Below are 12,291 nucleotides of genomic sequence, written 5' to 3'. Positions count from 1 at the left end.
CCGCCGCATAGCATCGGTGCCCGCCCCGTTTTTTTGTAGCAATCCATGTCTTCAACCTCGCCCACGAGCGCCGCTTCCTCCTCCCCCCAGACAACCCTGCGCACCGACGCCAAGCTCATCGGACTGGTCGGCCTGGCCCATGCGGTCAGCCACTTCAGCCAGCTCATCCTGGCGCCGCTGTTCCCGTGGCTGAAGGACGCGTTCAACGTGAGCTACGTCGAGCTGGGCGCTGTGCTCACCGTGTTCTTCGTGGTCTCGTGCATCGTGCAGGCGGCTTCGGGCTTCATCGTGGACAAGCTGGGGCCGCGGCCGGTGCTGTTCGTCGGACTCGGGGCGCTGGGGCTGGCGGCCTTCGGCTACTCGGTGGCCCAGAGCTACTGGATGCTGCTGGTGTGCGCGGTGATCGGTGGCATCGGCAACGGCGTGTTCCACCCGGTGGACTACACGCTGTTCAACCGCAAGGTCGCGCCGACCCGCCTGGGCCATGCCTACAGCGTGCACGGCATCACGGGCAGCCTGGGCTGGGCGCTGGCGCCGGCCTTCGTGGTGCCGATCGCCATCGCCTTCTCGTGGCGCGTGGCGCTGGCTTCGGCCGGCGCGGTGGCGTTGCTGGTGCTGCTGGTGCTGTGGATCTACCGCAGCGTGCTGTCGCTCGACGCGGCGGCCGTGCACAAGGCCACGGGGCAGGGCGAGCACGCACCCGCCGGCGGCGAGTTCGACTTCCTGCGCATCCCGGCCGTGTGGATGTGCTTCGGTTTCTTCTTCTTCTATGCCGTGGTGATCAGCGTGGTGCAGACCTTCGCGCCCGTGGCCGCGGGGCACCTGCACGCCGTGCCGGTGGCGCTGGTGGCGGTGTGCCTCACGGTCTACATGGTGGCGAGCGCCGCGGGCATGGTGGTGGGCGGCTTCCTGGCTTCCGATCCCTCGCGCTGCGAGCGCATCGTGGGCGTGGGCTTCGGCGTCGCCGCTGCGCTGGCTCTCGCGCTGGCCTTCGCCGACTTTCCGCCGATCGTGGTGCCGGTGCTCTTCGGTGCCATGGGCTTCGTCTCGGGTGTCGCGGGCCCGTCGCGCGACCTGCTGGTGAAGAAATCGACCCCGCCCAATGCGACCGGGCGCGTCTACGGCGTGGTGTACGCCGGCCTCGACATCGGACAGGCCGTGGCGCCGCTGGTGTTCGGTCGGCTCATGGACCACGGCCAGTACACCAGCGTGATCGTGGGCCTGGCGCTGGTGCAGGGCGTGCTGATCGCCAGTGCCTTCAACGTGCGTCGCGTGCGGCGCACGGCGCTGGTGGTGCCGGCCTCCGCCTGAGTCTGCGGCCCACGCGGCTGAACGAAGTGCGGTCGATATCATCGACCGCATGCAAGCCTTGTATGTCTATGTGGTCGCCGGCGCTGTGCTGGCGGGTTTCGTGCAGGGCCTGTCGGGCTTTGCGTTCGGCCTGGTGGCGATGTCCGTCTGGGCGTGGACGCTGGAGCCCCAGCTTGCCGCCGTGCTCGCCTTGTTCGGGGCGCTGACGGGGCAGGTGATTGCCGCGGTCACCGTGCGGCGCTCCTTCGACAAGAGCGTTCTCTGGCCCTTCGTGCTCGGCGGGCTGGTCGGAGTGCCGTTCGGCGTTTGGCTGCTGCCGCACCTCGATCTTGTCGTCTTCAAGCTTTGTCTCGGTGTGCTGCTGGTGCTGTGGTGCCCGGCGATGCTGATGTCGCAGCATCTGCCGAAGGTCGAGTTCGGCGGGCGCGCGGCTGATGCTGTGGCCGGTGCCATCGGGGGAGCGATGGCGGGCATCGGAGGGTTCTCGGGGACCATTCCTACGCTGTGGTGCACGTTGCGTGGGTTTCAGCGGGATACGCAGCGGGCTGTGATCCAGAACTTCAATTTGTCGATGTTGCTGGTGGCGTTCGGGATTCACGTTTTCAGCGGGAATATCGGGCGGGCTGTTGTGCCTTTGCTGGGGGTTGTTGCGCTGGCTGTTGCTGTGCCTGTTTTGTTGGGGGCTCGGCTTTATATCGGGATCAGTGAGGTGGCGTTTCGGAAGGTTGTGTTGGGGTTGTTGACGGCTTCCGGGGTGGCTTTGTTGGCTTCTGCTGTTCCTGCACTGTTGGCTCGTGGCTGAGGTTTTTTTGGGTGTTTGCTTCCCGGGGCCGGGAGTTCCGCCCGGCGGCGGACCTACTTTCTTTTGCTTCGCCAAAAGAAAGTAGGCAAAGAAAAGGCGACCCCACTGTCTGCGACCCCTTCGCTGCGCTACGGGGCAACCTGTGGTGCTCGCGTTTCGCGGGGTCTCGCAGAACTCGCTTCGCTCAAACAGCTGCGAGCCCTTGTCCGCGAAACGCTGCGCTCCTCGGCGCAGCCAGAGGGGAGTGGATACGCACGGGCCTTTGCTTCGCTCGGCCCCCAAGGCACAGCAAGCGCTTCGCGCCTGCTGTGCTTGGAATAGAGCGTAGTGTCTGCAGGAGTCGCGGGGACTCAATATGTGGCCGAGCGAAGCGAAGGCCAGTGTGGGCTGTTCAGAAGGCCGAGCGCAGCGATGGCCTGCTCGGTCTCCAACTCCCTTCTGGCTGCGCCGAGGAGCGCAGACGTAGGAGGGATAAGGGCCGCAGCTGTTTGAGCGAAGCGAGTTCTGCGGACCCCCTCCTACGTCGAGCACCGCAGGTTGCCCGTAGCGAAGCGAAGGGACGCAGACAGTAGGGTCGCCTTTCTTTTGCCTACTTTTCTTTGGCGAAGCAAAGAAAAGTAGGTCGGCCGCCGGGCCGAGACCCGGCCCCGGGAAGCAAGCACTCCGCCTACCGAGGCAAAGCCAAAGCAAACGGCAAACTGACAACCCCCAGCAAGGTAGACAAAGTCACCAGCCCAGCCACGTAGGGCCCGTTGTACCCCATACGAGCCGCCAACACATAAGCACTAGAAGCAGTAGGCACAGCAGAAAACGCCATCAACACAGCCCCCTGCGCAGCATCGAGCCGCAGCAACCGAGCCAGCCCCCAGGCCACCAACGGCAGGAACAGATGCCGTATAGCCAGCACGGACACAGCCAGCGTCTTCCCCGCCCCCAGAGTAGAGAATTTCATCCCCGCCCCCGCGGCCAGCAGCCCGAGCGCCAGCGACGCAGCCCCGATTCGCGTCAGCGTAGGCGTGGCCCACGTAGGCACCGTGAGCCCCAGCACATTGGCCAGCAACCCCGCCACGGTCGCGACGATCAGCGGATTGCGCACCAGCTGCCGCACGAACCCCGTCTGCGCATGCCGCGTCATAGGCCACACGGCCGCGATGTTGAAGATGGGCACGCACACGCCGATCAGCACGGCGATCAGCAGCAGTCCCTCGGAGCCTCCGAGCCGTTCGGCCAGTGCCAGGCAGATGAAGGAGTTGAAGCGGAAGGCGATCTGCGCGCTGGCCGCGTGGTCGCGCCGGTCGATGTGGGCGCGCAGGCCCGGGATGAAGGGCAGGGCATAGGCCAGCGCGATGCCGCAGGCTCCTACGCCGACGCCCGCGGTGAGCAGGCTCGAGGTCGCGCCGAAGTCGAGCGGGCTGCGCACGATGGAGTGGAACAGCAGTACAGGAAAGAGAAAGTAGTAAACCAGGCTCTCGACCTGGTCCCACACGCGACGATCGAGGGCGGTGTAGCGGCAAAGGAGCCAGCCGATGGCGATGAGGGAGAAGTCGGGGAAGAGCAGCTGCGCGTAATTCACCGCTTCGAGGATAAACCCGCTTGACCATGGGTAATCCAGAGCACGGAGAACGCCCCCGAGCCGCTAGCATCCGTGCTTCGTTTTTCGACATCGGTCGAGTCAGATCAAATAAGGAGTTTTCGATGCAACGTCGTCAATGGGGCGCAATGGTGGGAGCCGCGGCACTGGTCATGGTCGCGGGTCAGAGCTTTGCGCAGGGTTATCCCAACAAGCCCGTCGAACTGAGCGTTCCGTTCGCACCGGGCGGCACGACGGACATCGTGGCGCGCGTGATCTCCGATCCGCTGGGCAAGGTGCTGGGCCAGCCGGTGGTGGTGATCAACCGTGCCGGTGGCGGCGGCATCGTCGGCGCGGCCGAGACGGCACGCGCTACGCCCGACGGCTACAAGCTCGGCATCGCCACGGTCTCGAGCACGGCGGCCAACCCGGCCATCAACCCGAAGACGCCGTACGACCCGATCAACGACTTCACGCCGATCATCAACATCGCGGCCACGCCGAACATCATCGCGGTCAACCCGAGCTTCCCAGCCAAGAACTACGCAGAGTTCGTTGCCGAGCTGAAGAAGAATCCCGGCAAGTACTCGTACGCCTCGTCGGGCACGGGCGGCATCGGCCACCTGCTGATGGAGCTCTACAAGAGCCTGACCAACACCTTCGTCACGCACATCCCGTACCGCGGCGCGGGCCCGGCGCTGAACGACGTGGTGGCCGGCCAGGTGCCGATCATGTTCGACAACATCCCCTCGGCAATGCCCTTCATCCAGAGCGGCAGGCTGGTTCCCATCGTGGTGTCGGCCCCGCAGCGTCTGGCCGCGCTGCCCAACGTGCCCACCTTCAAGGAAGTGGGCCTGGAGCCGGTGAACCGCATGGCCTACTACGGCATCCTCGGCCCGAAGGGCCTGCCGAAGGAAGTGGTCGAGAAGATCAGCGCGGGCGTGAAGAAGGCCGTGGAAGAGCCGGCGGTGCGCAAGCGCATCGAGGACACGGGCTCGCTGATCGTGGCGAACACGCCCGACCAGTTCTCGGCGCAGATCAAGGCCGAGTACGAGGTCTACAAGCAGGTCGTGAAGAAGCAGAACCTGAAGCTCGACTGACGGTCGCTCCTCGCACCAGCGAAGCCGCCCGCGTGCCGGGCGGCTTTTTCTTTTTGCTATCTTGCAAGGCATGACCGAGGCCGCCCCGCAGACACAGACGAAGACACCCGAGATCGACGATTTCATCGACGCCCTGTGGCTCGAGGACGGGTTGTCGAAGAACACGCTGGCGGCCTATCGCCGCGATCTCGCGCTGTTCGCGCAGTGGCTGGCCGCGCAGCGCAGCGGCACCGCGCTCGACGCAGCGAAGGAAACCGACCTGCAGGCCTACATGGGTGCGCGCCTGTCCACCAGGGGCAAGGCCACGTCGGCGAACCGGCGGCTCACGGTGTTCAAGCGCTACTACCGCTGGGCGCTGCGCGAGCGGCGCATCACGGCCGACCCGAGCATCCGGCTCATGCCCGCGCGGCAGATGCCGCGGGCCATCAAGACGCTTTCCGAAAAGCAGGTCGACGACCTGCTGGGCGCGCCCGACGTCGAGTCGCCGCTGGGCCTGCGCGACCGCGCGATGCTGGAGCTGATGTACGCGAGCGGTCTTCGCGTGAGCGAGCTGGTCGCGCTCAAGGCGATCGATATGAGCCTCAACGACGGCGTGCTGCGCGTGCTCGGCAAGGGCAACAAGGAGCGGCTGGTGCCTTTCGGCGGCGAGGCGCGGCGCTGGATCGAGCGCTACCTGGAAGAGTCGCGCCCGGCCATCCTCGACGGACAGCAGACGCCCGACCTGTTCGTGACCGCACGCGGCGCGGGCATGACGCGCGTGATGTTCTGGATCATCGTGAAGAAGCACGCCACCGCGGCCGGCATCCACGTGCCGCTGTCGCCGCACACGCTGCGACATGCCTTCGCCACGCACCTGCTGAACCACGGCGTCGACCTGCGCGCGGTGCAGCTGCTGCTGGGGCACGCCGACATCTCGACGACGACGATCTACACGCACGTGGCGCGCGAGCGCCTGAAGCAGCTGCATGCGCAGCACCATCCGCGCGGTTGAGGGCGCGCAGTTTCTTTCCCCGAAAAACAAGGAGACACGATTCATGAAAAAGAAGATGACGACGCTGCTCGCGGCAGCACTGCTGGCTGCGGGCACCGCTGCGTTCGCGCAGGGCTTTCCGACAGCCAAGCCCATCCGCCTGATCGTCGGCTATCCGCCCGGCGGCGGTATCGACTTCGCGGCGCGCACAGTGCAGGTGCCGCTGCAGGAGGCGCTCAAGCAGCAGCTGGTGGTCGACTACAAACCCGGCGCGAGCGGCATGATCGCGGCCACCGAGCTCACGCGCCAGCCCGCCGACGGCTACACGCTGCTGCTGGCCAACACGGGGCCTTTCGCCATCGCGCCGTACCTGCAGAGCAAGCCGCCGTACGACCCGATCAGGCAGTTCACCTACATCGGGCAGATCAGCCAGGGCAGCTACATCGCGGTGACGCGGCCCGACCATCCGGCGAAGAACCTCAAGGAGTTCGTCGCCTGGGCCAAGGGCCAGCCGGGCAAGGTCAACTTCGCCTCGGGCGGCAACGGCACCTCGACGCACCTCAACGGCGAGCTGATGAACCAAGTGACGGGGCTCGACATGACCCACGTGCCGTACAAGGGCAGCGCGCCCGCCGTGCAGGACCTGATCGGCGGGCAGACGCAGATCCTGATCGACGCGGGCAGCGTGCTGCTGCCGCAGGTGAAGGGCGGCAAGCTCAAGGCGCTGGCGGTGACCGGCCCGGTGCGCGATCCGCAGCTGCCCGACGTGCCGACGGTGAAGGAGCTGGGCCTTGCGGGCATGGAGTCGGTCGGTTTCCAGGGGCTGGTCGGGCCGGCGAACATGCCGAAGGAGGTCGTCGAGCGGCTCTCCGGCGAGCTGGCGAAGGCGCTGGCGCAGCCGGAGATCAAGGCCAAGTTCGCGACGGCGGGCGCCGAGGTGCATTCGCTCGGCCCGGTCGAGTTCGCGGCTTTCGTGAAGGCGGACAATGAGAAGTGGTCCAGGCTGATCAAGGAGCGCAAGCTGCAGCTGGACTGACGCCATCCATCACGCAAGCAGGCAGACGATCCGGGCTGCCAAACACACGACATGAATTTCCTCGCTTCCTCGAAGCCTTCGCGCCGCACGGCGACCCGACTCCTCGCCGCCGCCGCGCTGTGCGCCGCATCCGGCGCGTTCGCGCAGGCCGTGCCCAAGACCGTGCGCCTCATCGTCGCCTACCCGGCGGGCGGCGTCAGCGACGTGGTCGCGCGCGCACTGGGCGACCGGCTCGCGGCGCAGATGGGCGTCACCGTGATCGTGGACAACCGTGCCGGCGCGAGCGGCGCCATCGGCATGGACGCGGTCGCCAAGGCCGCGCCCGACGGTGCGACGCTGGGCTTCTCGGCCATCAGCCCGCTGGTGCTGAGCCCGCACCTGGGCAAGTTGCCTTTCGATCCGCTGAAGGACGTGGCGCCGGTGGCCAGCGTGATGTATTCGCCGGTGCTGCTGATCGCCACGCCGGCGAGCAAGGCCAAGGACTTCAAGGCGCTGATCGACGATGCCAAGGCGCATCCGGGTGCGGTGCGCTGGGCCACCTCGGGGCCGGCCTCGCTCGGCCACATCGTGCTGGAGCAGCTGCGCGCGGCGGCCGGCGTCGACATCACGCACGTGCCCTACAAGGGCGGCGGACAGCAGCTCAACGACGCGATCGGCGGGCAGTTCGAGATCCTGTCTACCAACGCGAGCCCGACGCTCTCTTCGCACATCCAGTCGGGCAAGCTGCGTCCGCTGGCGGTGGGCGCACCCGCGCGGCTCGAGAGCCTGCCGCAGGTGCCCACGCTGGGCGAGCTGGGCTACAAGGCGGCCAACATCAATTCGCTGTTCGGCGTGTTCGCGCCCGCAGCCACGCCTGCCGCGCTGGTCGCGAAGTACAACGCCGAGATCAACAAGGCGCTGGCGAGCCCCGAGCTGCGCGCCAAGCTCACGGCCACCGACAACGTGCCGACCGGCGGCACTTCGGCCGCGTTCGCGAAGGAAATCGCCAGCGAGTTCGAGAGCAACGGGCGCATCGTCAAGGCGGCGGGCATCAAGGCGGACTGACGCCTTCATGACACCTCGGCTTGTGGGTTGATCGTCCCTACCTTATAGTAGGTAGATGACCAACGCCACGGCCCTCGCCACCGGCAGCACCCGCGAGCAGATCCTCGCGGTGGCGCGCGGCTTCATCGAAACGCGCTCCTACCTGGGCTTCAGCTTCCAGGACGTGGCCGACGCGGTCGGCGTGCGCAAGGCCAGCCTGTATCACCACTTCCCGACCAAGGAGGCGCTGGGCGTCGCGGTGATCCGCGGGGCGACGCAGGGCTTCAAGGACTGGGACGCCGCCCGGGCGCGCGAGCCGAAGGACGCGCTCGAATCGTATTTCCGCATGTATCGCAATACGCTGCGGGCCGGCTCGGGCATGTGCCCCGCGGGGGCGGTGGCTCCCGGCTGGGGCGTCATCAACGACGAGCTGCGCCTGGCCGTGCAGGAGCTGCGCAACACGCAGGTGACGTGGCTCACCGGCGTGCTGGGTGCGCTGATGCCCGAGCGCAAGACGGGCGCCTCGGTGGCTTCGCTGGCCGCCTATGTGTTCTCGGTCTGCCAGGGCGCGCTGCTGTCGGCGCGCATGACGGGTCGCGTCGACGATTTCGACGAAGCCATCGCCCAACTCAGGAGTTCCTTGCCGGGCTGAACGCCCGGCCTCGCGCAGGCACGCTTCGGCGTGCTTATTTTTCGACCTCGAAGCCTACCGATTGGAAGGTAGTCAAACCTGCTGGAGCACATCCCATGAAAGCCGTCATTTCCGCCTACGCCCGTTCCCCGTTCCATTTCGCGAAGAAAGGCGCGCTCGCCGAAGTGCGGCCCGACACGCTCGCCGCCGGCGTGGTGCGCGGCCTGCTGCAGCGCACCGATCTCGATCCCGCGCTGCTCGAAGACGTCATCCTCGGCTGCGCCTACCCCGAGGCCTCGCAGGGCAACAACCTGGCGCGCATCGTCGGGCTGCTGGCCGGCCTGCCGCACGAGGTGGGCGGCATGACGGTCAACCGCTTCTGCGGCTCGTCGATGCAGGCCGTTCACATCGCCGCCGCGCAGATCGAGGCGGGCATGGGCGATGCGTTCCTGTGCGTGGGCGTGGAGTCGATGACGATGGTGCCGCAGGGCGGCTTCAACTTCTCGCCGAGCCCGGAGCTGAAGGAGAACACCGACGCCTACATCTCGATGGGCGAGACCGCCGAGAACGTGGCGCAGCGCTGGAACGTGAGCCGCGTCGACCAGGAAGCCTTCGCGGTGGAGTCGCACCGCAAGGCGGCCGAGGCGCGCGCGCAGGGGCGGCTGGCGGGCGAGATCGTGCCGGTGCGCCTGGCTTCGGGCGATGTCGTCGATGCTGACGGCTGCATCCGCCCGACCACTTCTGCCGAGGCGCTGGCCAATCTGAAACCCGCGTTCCGCCCCGACGGCGTGGTCACGGCCGGCACCTCCTCGCCGCTGACCGACGGCGCTGCAGCGGTGCTCGTCACCAGCGACGAATTCGCGGCGAAGCACGGGCTGAAGGCGCTGGCGCGCATCCGCTCGTTCGCGACCGTGGGCGTCGACCCGGCGATCATGGGCATCGGCCCGATCCCCGCCACGCGCAAGGCGCTGGCCCGCGCAGGCCTCAGCGCAGCCGACCTCGACGTGATCGAGATCAACGAAGCCTTCTCCTCGCAGGCGCTGGCCTGCATCCGCGATCTCGGGCTCGACCCGGCGAAGATCAACCTCGACGGCGGCGGCCTTTCCATCGGTCATCCGCTGGGCGCGACCGGTGCGCGCATCACCGGCAAGGCGGCGTCGCTGCTGGCGCGCGAGAACGGCCGCTATGCGCTGGCGACGCAGTGCATCGGCGGAGGGCAGGGCATCGCGACGATCCTCGAGCGCGTCTGAGCGCCGAGCCGCCCGAGAATGGCGATCGCCACTGACAAAAAAGGAGACCTCATGGCCAAGCTGTATCTCGAAGACCTGAAGGTCGGCGACCGCTTCCGGAGCGGCGAGCACGCGCTGGATGTGGCGCAGATCAAGGCCTTCGCGCAGCAATTCGATCCGCAGCCTTTCCACACCGACGAGGAGGCCGCGAAGAACACCTTCTTCGGCGGCCTCGCCGCGAGCGGCTGGCACACGGCCGCGCTCACGATGAAGCTGCTGGTCGAGAGCGGCATCCCGCTGGCCGACGGCATCATCGGCTCGGGCGGCGAGCTGCAGTGGCCCAGGCCCACGCGGCCCGGCGACGTGCTGCACGTGGAGGGCGAAGTGACCGCGATCGTGCCTTCGCGTTCCAAGCCAGGCCGCGCGATGGTGACGATGCACTGCCAGACGCTCAACCAGCGCGGGGAGGTGCTCCAGGATTTCTCGCCGAAGCTGGTGGTGCACGCCAGGCCCGCATCGGCCTGAGCCGCGTTCAGACCACGCGCAGGCCCAGTTCCTCCACCAGCGAGGCGGCCTGCCGGTGCGAGATGGTGGCGCCCTTGAACTGCGCCGCGTTCGCGAGCCGCAGCCCTCCCAGGTCGACCTCGCGCAGGTCGGCGCCCTCGAAGCGCGCGAGCTTCAGGTGCGCGTTGCGCAGGCTGCCGCCTTCGAACACCGCCTCGCGGAAATCGCAGCCGGACAGGTCGGCCTCGGAGAAGTCGAGCTGTTCGAGCTTCTGCTTGCGAAACGACATGCCGCGCAGGTGCGCGTCGACCAGCAGCGAATCCTTGAAACCGATGCCCAGCGCCGACACTTCGCCGAAGTGCGCGCCGGTGAGCTTCACGCCGTTGAAGAACGCCGAAGCCAGCTTGGCGCGCGCCCATTGCGTGTTGTTCAGGTCGCTGTCCTGGAAGCGGGCGTTCGTCAGATCCGCGAGGCCGAAGTCGGCCTGGCGCGCCCTGCAGCCGGCCCAGCGGCTGTCCGACAGCAGGGTGCGGTCGAACGAGGTCTCGGCGAAGTTGCACAGCGTGAATTGCACGCCGCGCAGGTCGAGGCGCGACAGGTCGGCTTCGTCGAAATTGCAGCGCTCGAAATGCAGCGGCTCGTTGCCCTTGCGGTCCTGCAGGCAGGCGAGCAGGTCGGGGCGTGACCAGGTCTGGTCGGAGATCACGATGGTCATTCGGGGCGGGAGTCGGTCAGCGCACGAAGTTCTTCGGGGCTGAAGCCCGCCCGGCTGCGTGCCTCGAGGTTGAAGGGCGGCTTGTGGCGCGGCGCGTCATAGCGCGCGACCAGCGCCGGATAGGTCGCCTCCGCATCGAGGCCGGCGCCATCGCACAGCCAGCGATACCAGTGGTTGCCGATGGCCACGTGGCCCACTTCGTCGCGCAGGATGATGTCGAGGATCTCCACCGCGCGCAGCGCATCGGGCGTGTTCACGCGCTTGAGCTTGCCCTGGATGAGCGGCGTGGCGTCGAGCCCGCGCGCCTCCAGCGTGCGCGGCACCAGCGCCATGCGGGCGAGCACGTCGTCCTTCGTCTTCTCGCACATGTTCCACAGGCCGTCGTGGCCGGGGAAGTCGCCGTAGCGCCAGCCCATGTCCTGCAGGTGCGCGTGCAGCAGGGTGAAGTGCAGCGCCTCCTCGTCGGCCACGCGAAGCCAGTCGCGGTAGTAGGCCTCGGGCATGCCGTCGTAGCGCCAGACGGCGTCGAGCGCGAGGTTGATCGCGTTGAACTCGATGTGGCAGATCGAATGGATCAGCGCGGCCCGGCCTTCGGTGGTGAAGGGCGAACGCTTCTGCACGGCGGTGGCGGCCACGCGCAGCGGACGCTCCGGACGGCCCGGAACGCCGATGTCGTCGCCCGCGACGCGGATGGGGTCTGTTGCTATGGATTCGGTAGCGCCGGACGCCGATATGGCGCGCGTCGCCGCTACCTTCTCATCGGGGTCTGTAAGGCGAAGCGCGGCCAGCGCGCTCAATCGGGGGTGCATCCCTACAATTCTAGGTTTTGACCTTGCAGGAACCGGAAACAATGGCGCTCTACGAACTCGACGGTGTGGCACCCCAGGTGGGCGAAGGTGCATGGGTGGCCGACAGCGCGGAGGTGATGGGCAACGTCAGGCTGGCGGACAACGCCAACGTGTGGTTCGGCGCCGTGTTGCGCGGCGACACCGAGACGCTGAGCATCGGGCGCAACAGCAACATCCAGGACCTGTCGGTGCTGCATGCCGACATCGGCTGCCCTCTGACCGTCGGCGACAACGTGACCGTCGGCCACCAGGTGATGCTGCATGGCTGCACCATCGGCGACAACACGCTGATCGGCATCCAGGCCGTGGTCTTGAATAACGCGAGGATCGGCCGCAACTCGATCGTTGGCGCCGGCAGCGTCGTGACCGAGGGCAAGGAGTTTCCCGACAACTCGCTCATCATGGGTTCGCCGGCCAAGGTGGTGCGCACCCTCGACGACGAGGCGGCCGCCAAGCTGCGCCAGGGCGCGGAGAACTACGTGGCCAACGCCCGGCGCTTCGCCAAGGGCCTCAAGAAGATCGCCTGACCAAGCCATTCCGGTTGCAGGCAAA

At 67.4% G+C, this 12,291-nt stretch carries 13 protein-coding genes; 10 read left to right on the top strand and 3 right to left on the bottom strand.

All coding sequences use genetic code 11. From position 1 onward, the window contains the following. The first annotated feature begins 45 nt into the window (after positions 1–45). Positions 46–1,311 (top strand): MFS transporter, encoded by a 1,266-nt coding sequence (locus BMY35_RS20980; RefSeq protein ID WP_093203250.1) that lies wholly within the window; start codon positions 46–48, stop codon positions 1,309–1,311. Between the two features lie 49 nt (positions 1,312–1,360). Beyond that, a complete protein-coding gene (locus tag BMY35_RS20975) occupies positions 1,361–2,113 on the top strand; it encodes a sulfite exporter TauE/SafE family protein (RefSeq protein WP_093203247.1) in 753 nt (250 codons plus the stop codon). Positions 2,114–2,780: 667 nt separating this feature from the next. Here the strand turns inward: BMY35_RS20975 and BMY35_RS20960 are convergent. After that, positions 2,781–3,698 carry an AEC family transporter gene (locus tag BMY35_RS20960; RefSeq protein ID WP_177213674.1) on the bottom strand — a complete coding sequence of 306 codons (918 nt, stop codon included), beginning with the start codon at positions 3,696–3,698 and terminating at the stop codon, positions 2,781–2,783. 110 nt (positions 3,699–3,808) lie between these two features. Between BMY35_RS20960 and BMY35_RS20955 the strand changes: the two genes are divergently transcribed. The 7 genes from BMY35_RS20955 to BMY35_RS20925 all read left to right on the top strand — a co-directional run bounded on the left by BMY35_RS20955 (position 3,809) and on the right by BMY35_RS20925 (position 10,197). Continuing rightward, on the top strand, positions 3,809–4,783 hold the full coding sequence (locus BMY35_RS20955) for a tripartite tricarboxylate transporter substrate binding protein BugE (protein WP_093203242.1): 975 nt from the start codon (positions 3,809–3,811) through the stop codon (positions 4,781–4,783). A gap of 70 nt (positions 4,784–4,853) precedes the next feature. After that, positions 4,854–5,774: a site-specific tyrosine recombinase XerD gene (gene xerD / locus BMY35_RS20950; protein WP_093203240.1), complete on the top strand. Its 921-nt coding sequence runs from the start codon at positions 4,854–4,856 to the stop codon at positions 5,772–5,774. Between the two features lie 43 nt (positions 5,775–5,817). Continuing rightward, complete coding sequence (locus BMY35_RS20945; protein WP_177213671.1) at positions 5,818–6,789, top strand: Bug family tripartite tricarboxylate transporter substrate binding protein; 972 nt, start codon at positions 5,818–5,820, stop codon at positions 6,787–6,789. A 51-nt stretch (positions 6,790–6,840) separates the two neighbouring features. After that, positions 6,841–7,833, top strand: coding sequence for a Bug family tripartite tricarboxylate transporter substrate binding protein (locus BMY35_RS20940; protein WP_093203237.1), 993 nt, complete (start codon positions 6,841–6,843; stop codon positions 7,831–7,833). Positions 7,834–7,888: 55 nt separating this feature from the next. Continuing rightward, positions 7,889–8,464, top strand: a complete 576-nt coding sequence (locus tag BMY35_RS20935; protein ID WP_093203235.1) for a TetR/AcrR family transcriptional regulator — start codon at positions 7,889–7,891, stop codon at positions 8,462–8,464. Between the two features lie 95 nt (positions 8,465–8,559). Beyond that, a complete protein-coding gene (locus tag BMY35_RS20930) occupies positions 8,560–9,693 on the top strand; it encodes a thiolase family protein (RefSeq protein WP_093203232.1) in 1,134 nt (377 codons plus the stop codon). Positions 9,694–9,744: 51 nt separating this feature from the next. Then, positions 9,745–10,197 (top strand): MaoC family dehydratase, encoded by a 453-nt coding sequence (locus BMY35_RS20925; RefSeq protein ID WP_093203229.1) that lies wholly within the window; start codon positions 9,745–9,747, stop codon positions 10,195–10,197. 7 nt (positions 10,198–10,204) lie between these two features. Here BMY35_RS20925 and BMY35_RS20920 read toward each other — a convergent pair whose 3' ends face one another. After that, a complete protein-coding gene (locus BMY35_RS20920; protein WP_093203227.1) occupies positions 10,205–10,891 on the bottom strand; it encodes a pentapeptide repeat-containing protein in 687 nt (228 codons plus the stop codon). After that, a complete protein-coding gene (locus BMY35_RS20915) occupies positions 10,888–11,700 on the bottom strand; it encodes a ferritin-like domain-containing protein (RefSeq protein ID WP_093203224.1) in 813 nt (270 codons plus the stop codon). Before BMY35_RS20915 ends, BMY35_RS20920 begins: the two co-directional genes overlap by 4 nt. 41 nt (positions 11,701–11,741) lie before the next feature. On the opposite strand from BMY35_RS20915, the gene BMY35_RS20910 reads away from it, so the two are divergent. Beyond that, positions 11,742–12,266, top strand: coding sequence for a gamma carbonic anhydrase family protein (locus tag BMY35_RS20910; protein ID WP_093203221.1), 525 nt, complete (start codon positions 11,742–11,744; stop codon positions 12,264–12,266). Positions 12,267–12,291: the final 25 nt, after the last annotated feature.

It is taken from the genome of Variovorax sp. YR750, assembly GCF_900109805.1.
Lineage (GTDB): Bacteria > Pseudomonadota > Gammaproteobacteria > Burkholderiales > Burkholderiaceae_C > Variovorax > Variovorax gossypii.
Note: the sequence above shows the minus strand (reverse complement) of the source record. Positions and strands in the feature narration are given on the sequence as shown.

Bases quoted from the DNA above. Each gene is read 5' to 3' on its own strand.
- BMY35_RS20935 (WP_093203235.1), top strand. From the start codon at position 7,889: ATGACCAACGCCACGGCCCTCGCCACCGGCAGCACCCGCGAGCAGATC.
- BMY35_RS20940 (WP_093203237.1), top strand. From the start codon at position 6,841: ATGAATTTCCTCGCTTCCTCGAAGCCTTCGCGCCGCACGGCGACCCGA.
- BMY35_RS20910 (WP_093203221.1), top strand. From the start codon at position 11,742: ATGGCGCTCTACGAACTCGACGGTGTGGCACCCCAGGTGGGCGAAGGT.
- BMY35_RS20915 (WP_093203224.1), bottom strand. From the start codon at position 11,700: ATGCACCCCCGATTGAGCGCGCTGGCCGCGCTTCGCCTTACAGACCCC.
- BMY35_RS20930 (WP_093203232.1), top strand. From the start codon at position 8,560: ATGAAAGCCGTCATTTCCGCCTACGCCCGTTCCCCGTTCCATTTCGCG.
- BMY35_RS20955 (WP_093203242.1), top strand. From the start codon at position 3,809: ATGCAACGTCGTCAATGGGGCGCAATGGTGGGAGCCGCGGCACTGGTC.
- BMY35_RS20975 (WP_093203247.1), top strand. From the start codon at position 1,361: ATGCAAGCCTTGTATGTCTATGTGGTCGCCGGCGCTGTGCTGGCGGGT.
- BMY35_RS20925 (WP_093203229.1), top strand. From the start codon at position 9,745: ATGGCCAAGCTGTATCTCGAAGACCTGAAGGTCGGCGACCGCTTCCGG.
- BMY35_RS20980 (WP_093203250.1), top strand. From the start codon at position 46: ATGTCTTCAACCTCGCCCACGAGCGCCGCTTCCTCCTCCCCCCAGACA.
- BMY35_RS20920 (WP_093203227.1), bottom strand. From the start codon at position 10,891: ATGACCATCGTGATCTCCGACCAGACCTGGTCACGCCCCGACCTGCTC.
- BMY35_RS20945 (WP_177213671.1), top strand. From the start codon at position 5,818: ATGAAAAAGAAGATGACGACGCTGCTCGCGGCAGCACTGCTGGCTGCG.
- xerD (WP_093203240.1), top strand. From the start codon at position 4,854: ATGACCGAGGCCGCCCCGCAGACACAGACGAAGACACCCGAGATCGAC.